Consider the following 14,771-nt stretch of genomic DNA (forward strand, 5'->3'; position numbering starts at 1 on the left):
GACGCCGTTCAGGGATCCGGTCCCCGAACGGCGTTGTCCTTTGTGCCGCCGGCACAGTGAGGAACTGGCAGCCCGGCTGCAAGGCGCCGGATCCGCGGCTAGGTGACTGAAGGAGTCTTCAATGTCTGTTTCTGCTTGCGGATGCCTTCGGTAGCCATCATGAGCTTTTCGATCCAGCCCTCGGCACGGGAGCGGTCGGCGGGCCAGAGATCGCGTATCGCCGGAGCGAATCCGGTTATGACGGCGAGAGGCAGATCGTCCAGAATGCTCTGACACAGAAGCCACTCCTGCCCGAAGCGGAAGTCCCGACCGAGAGACGGATCATCTGCGATCTCTTTGTTCAGACTGACGAGGTGCTTTACGAACTGGTTGAAATCCGGACTTTTCTGCGAACGGACCCACTCCTGAAATCTGGTCGACTCGAACTGGGGCTCTATCTCGATCACGGCGAAACGACGCAGATACCCGGGCATCTCAAACGCGAACCGGTGCCCCGCAGTGTTCATGGTACAGACAACATAAAGATTCGGCGGAAAGACAATTTCATTCCTGCGGAGTCTGAAGGATTTTCCCCGTTGCTCGGCCGCGAGGTAATGAAGCCAGGGATCAAGGCCCCGGCGAAGCTGCTGCGGGCTCACGGCGTCGATCAGCAGCATGTGCACGAGGTCGCCGGGGACGGCGGCTTTCCGACAGAAGCTGATTATGTCTCCCCGGAGTGTCTCGTCATCAAGCTCGCTCCCGTGCACGGACATGATCCGGCTCTCAGGCGTCTCTCCCGCAGGCAGCGCGCCGATCATCTCTCGGCACAGCTGATTGGCGACATAAGTCTTTCCGACGCCGGCGGCGCCGTGAAGAATGAGGTTCTTTCTCTTCAACAGGGCAAAGTAAATGTCAAGACACGCCTCCAGGCTGAGGAGCGTCGAGTCAATGAGGGGGACAGACGTCTTTTCACCGGAGGTCTCCGGGATCTCAATGGTCCTCAGGCCCGCCGTATGCTCGACAGGCTTCTCCCTGTCGTTCTGCGGCTTTGCTTCGCCAGCCTTCGGCAGTGGATCCAGGGAGCCGTCCTTCGCTTTTTTTTCGATCCTGAGGCGAAACTTGACGGCATCCATATATGAGATTCTGTGGCGGACCGGATTGTCCGCGTCCCCATCCAAAAAGCGACGAATCTCCGCATCGGCGTATTCGGGGGTGATTCTGTAGAGCTTCGCGAGTTCCTCCAGAATCCCGGGATTTGAGATCTGATCAGCCCGGAACCGTCTGGCGAGCTCAGAGTCCTCGCCGAAGCTGAAGGCTGTCTCGTACATGCGGTATTCCTTGCTGATGAAGTTCACGGGCTGTCCAAGCCACCGCGCGAGTTCCGTCTGGCTTGTGCCGCCCCTCATGATCTCGACAATCAGCGTCGAGACCTCGGAATGGCTGAATACATCTTCGTCCAGGAGTTCTGACAGACGGGCCACGGCTTCGTCGGTTTCCTGCCTGCTCCATCGTCGACTGACATATCGGCGACCTCTGAGGGAAGCCTCCGAAGGAGAATCTCGACCATTCTCCGGAGCGTCTCCGGCGCGGCGTGTCTGTTCCCTGCGGATCAGCACGTCGAGCCAGTTCAGATCCTTTGAAGTGAAAAGAGTCTGTGAATTGGGCATGCAGAACAGTTTTCCTGCGTCGGAGCCGAGCTTCCGTTCAAGCTCCGCCTTCACGAGGTCAGGATATTTCCTGCAGCGAGGAACCATCGCCGCTACAAGTGGAAGTCCATTGATCTGGCGGCTGCGGAAGCGCGGACCGAGGATGGGATCCTCAAGCGCCTTTGACGCGTCGAAAGCGTGCACGGCCCACTGGATGTTGCGTTGGCACTCCTCGGCAATCTCCACAAAGGTGAATTCGTTGGCCACGCAACGAGCGACCGCCTGTGCAATCTTGAAATTGTCAGGAACTTTCTCTTTCGCCTCGCGGCGCATGATTTTCCCGAGGTTCGTGAGGGGGTGTGTTGAGTCGCGTCCCTTTTTCAAAGCGCCTCCGGCACTGCGCGGTCGCTCCTCGCGGATTCGCTCGGCGAGCCTGTCCAGATCGGCTGACTTGAAAAGTGCCTTGTTAACAGGCTCGCAGAACATTTTCCCGGCGTCGGGGCCGAGTTTCTGCTCAAGATCCTCCTTCACAATATCCGGCGCTTTCCTGCACAGAAGAACCAGTCCCGCCACAACAGGGAGACTGTTAATCTGGCGGCTGCGGAAGCGCGGACCGAGGATGGGATCCTCAAGCGCCTTCGCCGCGTCGAGAGCGTATCCGACCCACTGGATGCTGTGTCCGCATTCCTCTGCAATCTCTCCAAGGGTGATGGATTTATCAGCCGCCCTGCGGGCGACTGCCGCAGCAACCTTATGGTTGTCCGGAACTTTCTTTGCCTCCTCGCGGCGCACGATTTCCCCGAGGTCCGTGCCAGGGGGTGTCTTCAGAGCGGCCATGCGCTTCTCCCAGGTTGTTGATGTCTCCTGCAGTTTACGATAATGAGCAATGTCGATGCGTCATTCTTAGATCATTTTTGGATCAAGGCATGACCTGTCCTGTCCAACGCTCCAGCTGAAAAATGCGCGTTCCTGCGCGGGACACCCTGATATTTGGAAATGTCTCTGCACGACGTAGCGATCTTCGGGTTCTGAAGTGAAACTGCGGGAGCTGATGATCGCTCCCGCAGTCTGTGGAAGTGCGCCCGAAGTTCCTCAGAGCTTTCTGCGCCGCAGCATGATGAGCTTCCACGCGGCTGGGATCACGAAGAGCGAGAGGAGCGGCGCCGTGATCATGCCGCCCACCATCGGCGCGGCGATGCGGCTCATCACCTCGCTGCCCGCTCCCGTGCCGATGAGGATCGGGATCAGGCCCGCGAGAATCACGGCGACCGTCATCGACTTCGGACGCACGCGGAGCGCCGCGCCGTGCACGATCGCGCGGTCAAGCGCCTCGGTCGTGAAGGTCTTCGGGTCGGCGAGCGATTTGTCCTCCGCGACGGCGTGCCTGAGATAAACGAGCATCACGACGCCGAACTCGGCCGCAAGGCCCGCGAGCGCGATCATGCCCGTGCCCACCGCGACCGAGAGACGGTCGCCCATGTACCAGAGGAGCCAGATGGAGCCCACGAGCGCGAAGGGGAGCGACAGCAGCACGAGGATCGACTCGGAGAACCGGCGGAAGCAGAGGTAGAGCAGCACGAAGATGATGAGGAGCGTCATCGGCGCCATCAGCATGAGCTTCGACTCGGCGCGCTCCATGAGTTCGTACTGCCCGGAGAAGGCGACGCTCACGCCGGGCGCGAGCTTCACGTCTTTCGCGATCGCGCTCTTCAGATCCTCCACCACCGAGGCCATGTCGCGGTCACGCGCATCCACGTAGACCCAGGAGGCGGGGCGGGCGTTCTCGGTGCGCAGCATCGAGGGGCCGGTTACGGGATTCACCGTGGCGACGTCGCCCAGCGTGATGCGCTCGCCCGAGCCGCCGATGATCGGCAGTTCCCTCAGTGCCGCGACGCTGCCGCGGTCGGCCTGCGGGTAGCGGATCGTGATCGGATAGCGGGCGATGCCGTCGATCACGTCGCTCACCATCATGCCGCCCACGGCCACCGAGACGTACTCCTGCACGTCGCCCACGGTCATGCCGTAGCGCGCCGCTCGGATGCGGTCGATCTCGATGTCGATGTAGCGGCCGCCCTCGAGGCGCTCGGCAAGGGCCGAGACGACGCCGTCGACGCCTCTCGCGGCGGTCTCGATCTGGCGGGCGGCCGCGTCGATGTCGGCGAGCGAATTGCCCGAGACCTTGATGCCGATCGCGCTCTTCACGCCCGTGGAGAGCATGTCGATGCGCGCGCGGATCGGCTGCACCCAGAGGTTCGCGAGACCCGGGAGCCGCACGCGGTGGTCAAGCTCGGCGATGATCGCGTCGAGCGTCATGCCGGGGCGCCATTCGCTCTCCGGCTTCAGCTGAATCGTGGTCTCGATCATCTCGAGCGGCGCGGAGTCGGTCGCGGTGTCGGCGCGCCCGGCCTTGCCGAAGACGCTCGCCACCTCGGGCACGGTGCGTATGAGCTTGTCCGTCGTCTGCAGCATCGCCGCGGCCTCGGCCGAGGAGACGCCGGGGAGCGTCGTCGGCATGTAGAGAATGTCGCCCTCTGCGATCTGGGGCAGGAACTCGGCGCCGAGGCGCTCGAGCGGCCAGCTCACCGTCATCACCACTGCGCAGGCGGCGATGAGCGTGAGCTTCGGGAACCTGAGCACCCCTCTGAGGAGCGGCTCATATATATAGATGAGGAAGCGGTTGAGCGGATTCTTCTCCTCCGCCGGGATCTTCCCGCGGATCGCGAGACCCATCAGCACGGGCACGAGCACGACCGCAAGGAACGCCGAGCCCGCCATCGCCCAGGTCTTGGTCCAGGCGAGCGGTCCGAAGAGGCGGCCCTCCTGCCCCTCGAGCGTGAAGATCGGGATGAAGGAGAGCGTGATGATGAGCAGCGACAGAAAGAGCGCCGGACCCACCTCGACCGCGGCGTCCGTGATGAGCCGCCAGCGCGATTCTCCGGCGAGCTTCTCGCCCGGGTGCGCGTGCTCCCAGGCCTCGATCTTCTTGTGGGCGTTCTCGATCATCACGATCGCGGCGTCCACCATCGCGCCCACGGCGATCGCGATGCCGCCCAGGGACATCATGTTCGCGTTGATGCCCTGGAAGTGCATGGCGATGAAGGCGAGTGCGAGACCGAGCGGAAGCGTCACGATGGCAACCAGGGCCGAGCGGACGTGCCAGAGGAAGATCGCGCAGACGATGGCGACGACGATGAATTCCTCGATGAGGCGGTTCGAGAGGTTCTCGATCGCGCGGTCGATGAGGGTGCTGCGGTCGTAGACGGGGATCACCTCGACCCCGGGCGGGAGCGAGGGCTTCAGTTCCTCGAGGCGGGCCTTGACGTGATCGATCACGTCCCGGGCGTTGCCGCCCGAGCGCAGGATCACGACGCCGCCCGCGACCTCGCCCTCGCCGTTGAGCTCGGCGATGCCGCGGCGCATCTCGGGGCCGATGCGGACCTCGGCCACGTCGCCGAGATAGGTCGGGACGCCGTCGGTCACCTTGAGCACGATCTCGCGGAAGTCCTGCAGGGTCTTCAGATACCCGCGGGCGCGCACCATGAACTCGCTTCCCGCGATCTCAACCGACCCTCCGCCGGCCTCGGCATTGGACGACGTGATCGCGGAGTGGATCTGGTTGATCGTGACGCCGTGGCTCGCGAGCTTCACCGGATCGGGCAGGACCTGGTACTCGCGCACGGCGCCGCCCACGCTCGCCACCTCGGCGACGCCCGGCACGGCCTTGAGCTCGTACTTGAGAAAGTTGTCCTGGAGCGACCGCAGGCTCTCGAGGTCCTCGCGGCCCGTGCGGTCAACGAGCGCGTACTCGTAGATCCAGCCCACGCCCGTGGCGTCGGGGCCGAGCTCGGTCGTCACGTCCGAGGGGAGGCTCCCGGAGATGGAGGAGAGGGACTCGAGCACGCGCGAGCGGGCCCAGTAGAGGTCGGTGCCGTCCTCGAAGAGCACATATACATATGAGGTGCCGAAGAGCGAGAACCCGCGGACGGTGGTCGCACCCGGCACGGCAAGCATCGCCGTGCTGATCGGGTAGGTGACCTGGTCCTCGACGATCGGCGGCGCCTGTCCCGTGTACTCGCTCTTGATAATGACCTGCACGTCGGAGAGGTCGGGGAGCGCGTCGACCGGCGTGCGCAGGATGGTGATCGTGCCCCAGAGCGCGAGGAGAAGGGCGCCCAGGAGCACGAGCATGCGGTTCTCGACCGATGCCCGGATGATGCGCTCGATCATGGCGCCTCCTTCTCTTCCTGCGGCATCGCGCCTTGGTCGTGCTCCGGCGTGGTGAGAGCCTCATGAGCGCCGTGATCCATCGGGGCCATGCCGTCGCTCCCGGGGGCGGCGCCGTCGGCGGCGTTCATTTCCTCGGTCGCCTCGGTCCAGCCATTGTCAAGCGGCTCGGCGGGAGTCAGGCGCGCGAGCGCACCCGAGATGCTCGCCTCGGCGTCGATGAGGAAGATGCCGGAGAGTACCGCCTCGTCGCCGGGGAAGACGCCCGTCGAGATGGCGGTCATGTCGCCCGCTTCGCCCGCGATCGCGACGGGGGTCGGGTAGAACTTGCCGTCACGGCGCAGGATCACGCGCGGGAGCCTGCCGTCGGTGATGACGGCCTGGCTCGGGAGCAGAACGCCCTCGGCGCCCGGTGCGCGAAGGTCAAGCCGCGCGGACATGCCGGGGCGGAGCGCGCCGTCGGCATTCGCGAGCGTGAGGCGGATCCGGACCGTGCGGGTGCCCGAGTCGCCCGTCGGCAGAATCTCGCGCGAGACGGGCGTCCACTCGCGGCCCGGGAAGGCGTCGACGGCGAGTGTCGTCTGAACGTCCTCGGAATGCTCTTTGAGCAGCGCGGCGTAGCGCTCGGGGACGGAGGCGACGACCCACACCGGGTCGAGCGCCTCGATCCGGGCGATCGTGTCCGATGTGGAGATGTTCATGCCGCGCCGAACTGAGATCGTTGTGACGACGCCGTCGATCGGTGCGCGGACCGTGAAGCGGGTCTTGACCCGCCGGGTGCGGATCATCTCGCGGATGTCCTCCTCGGGCATGCCGGCGAGCCTGAGGCGCCGCAGGGTGCTCTCGAGCGTCGCGCGGTTCGTGCCCGGAACGGACGAGAGCACAAGGTACTCGGCCTGCGCCTCGCTCCAGCCGGGCAGCGTCAGCACGGCGAGCGGATCACCCTTCTTCACGAAGTCCCCGACGGCGCGCGGCGGGATCTCCTCGACGAATCCGGAGGTACGGGCCTGGATCACGGCGACGGCGGACTCGTTGAGCGTCACCTCGGCGGGCAGCCGCACCTCGAGCGTCAGACGCCCTTCCTCGGCGATCGCCGTGCGCACGCCGAGGTTTGCGACGACCGTCGGATCGATCTTCACGGCGCCCGAGTCGTCACCCGCGCCCTCGTCGGCGTACTTCGGCACGAGATCCATGTCCATGAAGGGCGAGGGACCCGGGTGCATGAAGTGCGCCTCGGGCTTCATCGGGTCGTACCAGTAGAGAACGGGGCGGCCGTTCTCGTCGGGCTCGGCGAGCCCGTCGGCCTGGGGAGCGGCTTCAGCGGAGGCGGCTGCATCCGTTCCGGTCGCAGCGGGAGCGGGAAGGAACTGCGCGACGAGGTCGGGACGGAAGTGAACGAGGGTTACGCCGCCCGCCGCGCCCGCGATGAGCGCGACGAGGACGAGCGTGATGACACCCGCGGAACTGCGGGTGCCCGGGGATGGGGAGGACGCTTGGGGCATGACGGAGGGTCGGGAGCGGATCAGGGAAGCCTGAGGCCCCGGCCTGAATCAAGGCGCCTCAGGCGTCGGTGAGTAATTGAATATCAGCGGCGGACGGATTCCAGGACGGAGACATTGCCTTCCTGACGGAAGGTGAAGCGGATGCGGTCACCGTTGCGCAGACCCTTGACGACGGCGGGGTTCTCGTACGTGAAGCGCATCGTCATGGAGGGCCACTTGAGCGCGGGGATCGGATCGTGGGCGATCGTCACCTTGCCCGCCTTAGGGTCAAGGCCCTTCACGATGCCGGTGGCGGTGTAGGACTGCGCCTTGGCGGGCGCGGCCGCGGCGTGGTCGCCGTGCTGCATGTTGTGGCCTTCATGGCCGCCGTGGCCGGCGTGACTGTCCATGCCGCCGGCGGCGAGCGCCGTGGCGCAGACGAGCGTGAGCGCGGGAGCAAGGATGAAGCGAAGCATGGGGAGAACTCCTGTCAGTGTTTCCCGCCCGGTCGGCGAGGAATTGAGAAGATAGAGGAAAACCCTGTAAGTCTACTGAAAAATGGAATACACAATTCCAAACAATGAAATATTACACCAAATTTTCCGTGTTAACCCTGAGTCCCGATCTCCGGTCGGGAGTGTAAGCGGCAAAACAGAGGGGGTTGCAATCAAAGGGATTTGAAAAACAAGGAAAAATTTTTGAAATAACTCCGGAGATGCAGGAAATTTCCTGACGATGCGCTTTAGATTCAACGCACTAGGCAGAACCGCCTAGAAGGGGCGTCAGGCCCGCTGGGGCGCAGTGTTACGATTTCCGACGTGTCGCTTCATTGGCGCCAACTGCCGATGAATTCCCCTGACACGACAAGTTTTCGCTCCAGATGCCCGGCCGCGCGTCGGGCTTCGGAGTTTGCGGGTCCGCTCTGCCGAGAACACCCCGGCGTCGGACTTCACTCAAAAGTGGATGAATCAAATGGAAAAGAAGAACATCGACTGGTCGAAGCTCGGCTTCGCCTATACAAAGACCGACTACCGCTGGCAGTCCACCTGGGACAACGGTGAGTGGTCCGAGGGCGGCCTCCTCGAGGATCCGGAGTTCCACCTCCTTGAGTCGGCCTGCGTCTTCCACTATTCGCAGAGCTGCTTCGAGGGCCTGAAGGCCTACACGACCGAGGACGGCCGCATCGTCACGTTCCGCCCGGACCAGAACGGTCTGCGCATGATCGACTCGGCCAAGCGCTTGGAAATCCCCCCCTTCCCGCTCGAGAAATTCCTTCAGTCGATCGACGAGGTCGTCCGCGCCAACGCCGCCTGGGTTCCGCCCTATGGCACCGGCGCTTCGCTCTACATCCGTCCGGTTCTCTTCGGCTCCGGCCCGCAGATCGGCGTCGCCCCGGCCCCGTCCTACACCTACCGCGTCTTCGTGATGCCGGTTGGCAGCTATTTCAAGGAAGGCCCGAAGCCGATCCGCATCTGCGTCTCCGACTATGACCGCGCCGCCCCCCACGGCACCGGCGCCATCAAGGCGGGTCTTAACTATGCGATGAGCCTTTTCCCGACTCAAGAAGCTCACCGAAACGGGTACGCCGAGAACATGTATCTCGACCCGCAGACCCGCACGTACGTTGAGGAGACGGGCGGTGCCAACATCCTCTTCGTCGATGCCGACAACAACCTGATCGTCCCGAAGTCTCAGTCGATTCTTCCGTCGGTCACCCGTCGTTCACTTGTGTACGTCGGTCAGCACTACCTCGGCCTGAACGTCATCGAGCGCCAGGTCCGTCTTGACGAAGTCAAGAACTTCAAGGAATGCTGCCTCTGCGGCACCGCTGCAGTGCTCGCTCCCGTGGGTCTCATCCACACCCACGAGGGCGACATTGCCCTGCCGTCCGGCATGGACCAGATGGGCGAGATCTGCGGCAAGCTCCGTCAGACGCTCACTGACATCCAGGCGTGCAAGATTGAGGCCCCGGAGGGCTGGATCCGCACGATCTGCTAATTCTTTGAATTAGCGGAAGGGAATCCGCGCCGCGAGCGGCGCGGATGTCCCGAAAAAGAAGGCTCACACCGAAAACGGTGTGAGCCTTTTTTCTAAGCTGTTCCCCGGGCCGGACGCTGTCGTCCGGCCGGGTCAGTGACGAAAGGTCACCGGAAGCTCGCCTCGTAGATGCTCACCGTGTCTTCGAAGGTGAGGGCAACCGGGTCGAGCTCGAAGAGGGCGGCGCCGGAGCTGCGGGCCTTCTCGGCAAGGGCCGGGATCTCCTCGCGGGTGACGCCCACCTCGCTCATGCGCAGGTCGGCGACGTCGCAGGCGGCCTCGAGGTCGTGGAGAGCGCGCAGGAAGTCGGCCGGGTGAACCGCATCACGCACGCCGAGCGCACGGGCGAGCTCGACGAAGCGGTCGCTGCGGGCGCCCGTCTGGATCATGTGCTGGAAGTAGGGGATCGAGAGCATGATGAGGCCGGCGCCGTGCGGGAGCTCCTGATGGAAGGCCGAGAGGGCGTGCTCCATCGAATGCATGCTCGTGAGGCGGCCGCAGGCCATGACATAGCCCGAGAGCGTGTTGGCGAGCGAGACGTGGCAGCGGGCGTCAAGGTCGCGACCGTCCTTCACCGCACGGACGAGGCCGGCGGAGATGTGACGGACGGCCTCGAGGGCGAACATGTCGCCGAGCGGATTGGCCTTCTTCGAGAGATAGCCTTCGATAGCGTGGAAGAGCGCATCAAAGCCCTGGAAAGCGGTGAGGAGCGGGGGAACCGTGAGCGTGAGCTCAGGGTCGACGATCGCGAGCGTCGGGAAGAGACCGATGTGGCCGCCGAAGCCGGACTTCTCCTGCGTGCCCGGATTGGTGATGACGCCGCCGCCGTCCACTTCGGAACCCGTGCCGGCCGTGGTGCTGATCGCAACAATCGGCAGCGGATCGATTTCGATCGGCTTGCGGCCGCCCTGGCCGGAGGGAATGTAGTCCCAGAAGTCGCCGGGGTTGGTCGCCATGACGGCCGTGGCCTTGGCGCAGTCCATGACGGAGCCGCCGCCGAGGCCGATCACGAAGTCGCAGCCTTCCTCGCGCGCACGGGCGGCCGCGGTCATGACGGTCGTCAGCAGCGGGTTCGGCTCGACGATCGGCATGTGGACGGCGGTGACGCCCTGAACCTCAAGCGCGGTGAGAACGCGGGCGAGCGTGCCCGAGCGTTCGACGGAGCGGCCGCGCGAGGTCAGCAGCAGTGCCTTCTTGCCGGGAAGCTTCTCGGTGCGCAGGGCATCGAGCTTGCCGGCGCCGAAGATGAGGCGGGTGGGCGTCTGAAAAGCGAACTTCAGCATCTGTAGGGAATCCCTTTGGTTGGTTTCGGGGTGGCGGGCTTCGAGCTCGTCAAAGGGTGATTCTAAAGAAGCCATGGGTAGCTGTGGCAGCGAATTTCATCGCTGCGACAGTAAACGGTTCATGCGTCCGTAGACTGAACTTATCTGCCGAACACCTTCTGCGCTCTCAAACGGATGATCAGGGAGCCCGGAGCCGGACGGACGCAGTCGCGGGCCAGAATCGCGGGGAAAGCGAGATCGCTGCGGTGAGTGAGGTGCTCCATGCTGCCTCCATAGAGGAGTTCCTCAGGGGATCCGACTTTCTTGAGTCCGACGCCGAGGTCGGAAATCTGATGCAGCACCTCTTTGACGAGTCATCGGCCGTCTGATCTGTCTCAGCGAAGGAAGGTGTCCGGGCCGTGGATGTCCCCGTTCGCGGTCATTCTGACATATGAACATACCGTGAAATTGGTATTTTTGAGATAATTCGAACTTGATGCGACAGCAAACGGTTCATTATGTCGTACAGTGCTCTGAGGAGACAGTCATCGGCGACAAACATCGATCTGAAATCAGAAGTTGTCGGAGGCGGTCAAGTCATCAACAGTCCCTGGAGCGAACCAATGTCCGTCAGCAACATGCAGCCTCTGGCCACCGCACTCGAGCCGTCGCATGCCGATTGTGCGCGGAACTTCTGCGCTCCCGGTACCCGAGGAATTCCGATCGAGCGGGGCAGTGAAGGGCACCGTCAGGAAGGCCTGCCTGACTTCCTGTCGGACAGGGATGTCGATGATTTTCCGGCGAAGACGGTTCAGCTTGATGACGAGGGAGCTCGGGGTTTCGGGATTTCAATCCGTCGACACGGCGAACTAACAGCCGCCGTTTTTCTGAAAATTTGTGCGGCTCTGAAGTTTCCGGGTAAGGAGGCGCTGCTGCCTGCGGGCCTTGAGGTGTTGCCTGCTCTGCACGACATTGGGAAACTGACGCCGGAGTTCATCTCCCGTCTCGCGGCATCGTGCGCGGATGCTCCTGACACTGAAAGATGGCTTCGGTACTGCATCAGCAGGGACTGCGCGGGGAAGGAGACCTACCACAGCGAAGTCAGCTGGTACACGCTCGAACGTCTCGGCGCGCCCGACATGTGCTGCGACGTCGTCGGTGCTCATCACGGCAGGCCCGTCACCGGCTGGCTCGGCTACATCGGCGCTGATCCGCTGTGCGGAGGCGAGAAATGGGAGGCGGCGCGGGAGAGACTTGCCCTGCGTCTGCTCGACTGCCTTGGTCTTGATGGTTTCCCGGAGCCCTCGCAGGATCCGGCGATCTCCTATGTTCAGCAGGCGTGCTGGGAAGGTCTCCTGATCCTTGCGGACTGGATCGCTTCGCAGCAGAGCGCTCCGCTGTCGAGAGCGTTGACCGACTTGGTCGCCGAGAGCCTGGTGCGTGAGGCCGGTCTGGGGCTGCCCGTCATGAAGAAAGACGGAAATTTCAAGGAATTCTTTGGATTCCCGCCCCGGGCAGAACAGGCTGCGTTCGTAGATTTTTACGCAGGGCCGGGGCTCTACATCCTTGAAGCCCCCACGGGGAGCGGCAAGACCGAGGCGGCGCTCGGCCTGGCTTTCAAGGCCATGCAGTGCGGCGACGCGAGCGGAATTTACTTCGCGTTGCCGACCCAGCTCACGAGCAATCGCATGATCCGGAGGATGCAGGCGTACGTGAGCCGTGCGCTCAGGAACCCCGAGCGCGATGACCACGTCAGGCTTGTGCACAGCAAGGCCCGGCTGATGCGGACCCGGATGGGAGGTGAGGCCGAGGCAGGGAATCCCTGGGCCTCTTCAAACCGTCGGGCGCTTCTGTCTCCATTCGGCGTCGGCACGGTCGATCAGGCACTTCTCAGCTGTGCTCCTGTGCGCCATGCGGCGGTGCGAACTGCCGGGCTGCTCGGCAAGGTCGTGATCATTGACGAGGTTCATTCATACGGCGCATACACCGGAGCGCTTGTCGAAATACTGATTGAGAGACTGCTGGCGGCGGGGGGAACAGTGGTTTTGCTGAGCGCAACCTTGTCAGCTGATCGACGCGGGAAATTTCTTGGAAATTCAGACGTGGAATGGCCTCAGGATCCAGTGATTATTTCTCTCAGGCGTGGTGGGGAGCTTCAATCAATTGGCCTGAGTTCTCCCGCAGCGGCAGAAAAGAAAGTTCGGGTGATTCTTCTGGACGATGAAACCGCAGAGGAAAAGGCCTTTGGAGAAGTTCTGAAGCGGGTTGAATCCGGAGCCAGTGTCCTCTGGATAGAAAACACGGTTGAACAAGCACAAAAAGTTGCTCATCTTTTTGAAAAAGAAGGTGTTACGTCTGCTGTTCTGCATTCAAGGTTTCGGCCTCTGGATCGTCAGAGGATAGAGGATTTCTGGGTTGAAAAATTCGAAAGGAATGGTTCGGTGAATGATTTATCCGGTGGATGTGTTCTGGTCGGAACTCAGGTTCTGGAACAGTCCCTGGATATTGATGCAGATCTACTGGTGACACGAATCGCCCCCATGGATCGGTTGATTCAGAGAATTGGACGCCTGTGGCGGCATGAGAAGAAAAGACCTGATGAGTGTGATATGGCAGAGGTGATGATTATTGCCGTTCCTGAGGATGACAAGAAAACTGCTTCTGAAAGAATTTTTGGAAAAACAGGAATTGTTTATCCTCCATATTTGCTCATGAGAACACTTGAGGAACTTGTCAATGTGTTGTCCGCTAAAAATATCATCTCTCTCCCGAGTGATGCCCGTGAACTGATTGAAAATTCATTCTCGGAAAGGGAGGAGAGCAATTTGTTAATTGCAGAACTAAAGGATGAATTTATTAAAAAAGAGACAACAATGAAAGAGACGGCTTTGGGCTGGACAGGTCTGAATCAGTCGTTGAATGAGGTAAATGCTCTTGCCGGAACCAGATACTCGGAATATGAGATGCATCAGGTTCTGATTGTTGACGAAGGTGATCTGAATAATATTCCGAATAGTTTCGAAAAATTTGATTTATGGGCGGAGGAAAGAATTGTGAATGTTCCGCGTCCAGTACGATCAGGCTTGATGAGTAATTTCGAAGGATTCCAAAAGGAATTCAGAATAATGAAGAGATTTCAGAATATTCCTTTGGTGCTGACAGCCGACGGACTATTAAAGGATGTCAAAGGCAACGAATTAATGACGGAGTTGTATTCATATAATTACGGTTATGAATATATAAACTGAAGAAATATAGTCAAGGAGAAATATATGATCGGAAAATCTTTTAATTTATCAACTGAAAAATGGCTTAAACTGGCAAGACAACCTCCTGTAAGTCTTATTGATTTTTTTAATCTTGTAAAGGCTCCGGTACTTGAAGGAACCCCGATTGAAAGACTGTCCGTTTTCAGGCTGCTGCTTGCAATTCTTCAGCGAGCCTGCAGACCTAAGACAGAAGTTCAGATCAAGCAGATGAACATTGAAAAAATGAAATCGGAAGCCAGAGCATATCTGACTGAACACATGGATGAATTTGATATTTATGATGAGAAAAAGCCTTTTTTACAATATACGGATGCTTTTTGTAAGGATGTATTGCCTTCCGGGAAATTTGTTATCGGAGTGGCAGGCAAATCAGCAGTCGTATTGCGTGAAGGAACTTTCACGAGGAATATTGGATGCGCAGAGGAAGCGTATGTTCTTCTGACGCAATTGGTTATGGGAACGGGAGGAAAGAAGGTGAAAAACAATATAAGAATAAAGAAAACAGGGACACCTCCAAGTTCTCCAGCCATGGGTAAAAATGGATGGCTTCATATCTATCCCTTGGGCGATGATTTGTTTGACACACTTCGAATTAACTTAATCAGTGAAATGGAGATTAAACAGAAAATTCCATATCTGACTTCCGGAATCGGTATCCCGCCTTGGGAAAAAATGCCCATGGATCTGGAAGGAGATGAAGGTGAAATTTATAAAAATTCCCTGATCGGAAGGTTGATTCCTCTGGCATTCTATTGTCATTTTGATAAGGGAAAATTTCATATAGTAAGGGGATTGAGCTATTCGAACCCTTGTGAAACGGCACGGCGAACGCAAAACAGAAGTACTCAGAAGACCTTTCTAGCCTCGTTTGAT

At 60.5% G+C, this 14,771-nt stretch carries 8 protein-coding genes; 3 read left to right on the top strand and 5 right to left on the bottom strand.

Annotated features, from left to right (window positions below; translation table 11 throughout):
- Window positions 1–98: 98 nt before the first annotated feature.
- The 4 genes from Q4F91_RS05540 to Q4F91_RS05555 all read right to left on the bottom strand — a co-directional run bounded on the left by Q4F91_RS05540 (window position 99) and on the right by Q4F91_RS05555 (window position 7,806).
- Window positions 99–2,462 carry a hypothetical protein gene (locus tag Q4F91_RS05540; RefSeq protein WP_303335412.1) on the bottom strand — a complete coding sequence of 788 codons (2,364 nt, stop codon included), beginning with the start codon at window positions 2,460–2,462 and terminating at the stop codon, window positions 99–101.
- A 255-nt stretch (window positions 2,463–2,717) separates the two neighbouring features.
- On the bottom strand, window positions 2,718–5,852 hold the full coding sequence (locus tag Q4F91_RS05545; RefSeq protein ID WP_303335415.1) for an efflux RND transporter permease subunit: 3,135 nt from the start codon (window positions 5,850–5,852) through the stop codon (window positions 2,718–2,720).
- On the bottom strand, window positions 5,849–7,351 hold the full coding sequence (locus tag Q4F91_RS05550) for an efflux RND transporter periplasmic adaptor subunit (protein ID WP_303335418.1): 1,503 nt from the start codon (window positions 7,349–7,351) through the stop codon (window positions 5,849–5,851). Before Q4F91_RS05550 ends, Q4F91_RS05545 begins: the two co-directional genes overlap by 4 nt.
- 83 nt (window positions 7,352–7,434) lie before the next feature.
- A complete protein-coding gene (locus Q4F91_RS05555; RefSeq protein WP_303335420.1) occupies window positions 7,435–7,806 on the bottom strand; it encodes a copper-binding protein in 372 nt (123 codons plus the stop codon).
- Between the two features lie 496 nt (window positions 7,807–8,302).
- Here Q4F91_RS05555 and Q4F91_RS05560 point away from each other — a divergent pair, with 496 nt between their 5' ends.
- Entirely contained in the window at window positions 8,303–9,328 is a 1,026-nt protein-coding gene (locus Q4F91_RS05560) for a branched-chain amino acid aminotransferase (RefSeq protein ID WP_303335423.1), read from the top strand.
- 146 nt (window positions 9,329–9,474) lie between these two features.
- On the opposite strand, the gene Q4F91_RS05565 is transcribed toward Q4F91_RS05560, so the two are convergent.
- On the bottom strand, window positions 9,475–10,650 hold the full coding sequence (locus tag Q4F91_RS05565) for an iron-containing alcohol dehydrogenase (protein ID WP_303335426.1): 1,176 nt from the start codon (window positions 10,648–10,650) through the stop codon (window positions 9,475–9,477).
- Window positions 10,651–11,252: 602 nt separating this feature from the next.
- Between Q4F91_RS05565 and cas3 the strand changes: the two genes are divergently transcribed.
- Both cas3 and Q4F91_RS05575 read left to right on the top strand, forming a co-directional pair.
- On the top strand, window positions 11,253–13,877 hold the full coding sequence (gene cas3 / locus Q4F91_RS05570) for a CRISPR-associated helicase Cas3' (RefSeq protein WP_303335433.1): 2,625 nt from the start codon (window positions 11,253–11,255) through the stop codon (window positions 13,875–13,877).
- A 24-nt stretch (window positions 13,878–13,901) separates the two neighbouring features.
- The coding region (locus Q4F91_RS05575) for a type I-E CRISPR-associated protein Cse1/CasA (RefSeq protein WP_303335438.1) at window positions 13,902–14,771 on the top strand (870 nt) is incomplete at its 3' end.

Source organism: Sutterella sp., from assembly GCF_030539355.1.
In the GTDB taxonomy this organism is placed as follows: Bacteria; Pseudomonadota; Gammaproteobacteria; order Burkholderiales; family Burkholderiaceae_F; genus Sutterella.

Bases quoted from the DNA above. Each gene is read 5' to 3' on its own strand.
- Q4F91_RS05540 (WP_303335412.1), bottom strand. From the start codon at position 2,462: ATGGCCGCTCTGAAGACACCCCCTGGCACGGACCTCGGGGAAATCGTG.
- Q4F91_RS05545 (WP_303335415.1), bottom strand. From the start codon at position 5,852: ATGATCGAGCGCATCATCCGGGCATCGGTCGAGAACCGCATGCTCGTG.
- Q4F91_RS05550 (WP_303335418.1), bottom strand. From the start codon at position 7,351: ATGCCCCAAGCGTCCTCCCCATCCCCGGGCACCCGCAGTTCCGCGGGT.
- Q4F91_RS05555 (WP_303335420.1), bottom strand. From the start codon at position 7,806: ATGCTTCGCTTCATCCTTGCTCCCGCGCTCACGCTCGTCTGCGCCACG.
- Q4F91_RS05560 (WP_303335423.1), top strand. From the start codon at position 8,303: ATGGAAAAGAAGAACATCGACTGGTCGAAGCTCGGCTTCGCCTATACA.
- Q4F91_RS05565 (WP_303335426.1), bottom strand. From the start codon at position 10,650: ATGCTGAAGTTCGCTTTTCAGACGCCCACCCGCCTCATCTTCGGCGCC.
- cas3 (WP_303335433.1), top strand. From the start codon at position 11,253: ATGTCCGTCAGCAACATGCAGCCTCTGGCCACCGCACTCGAGCCGTCG.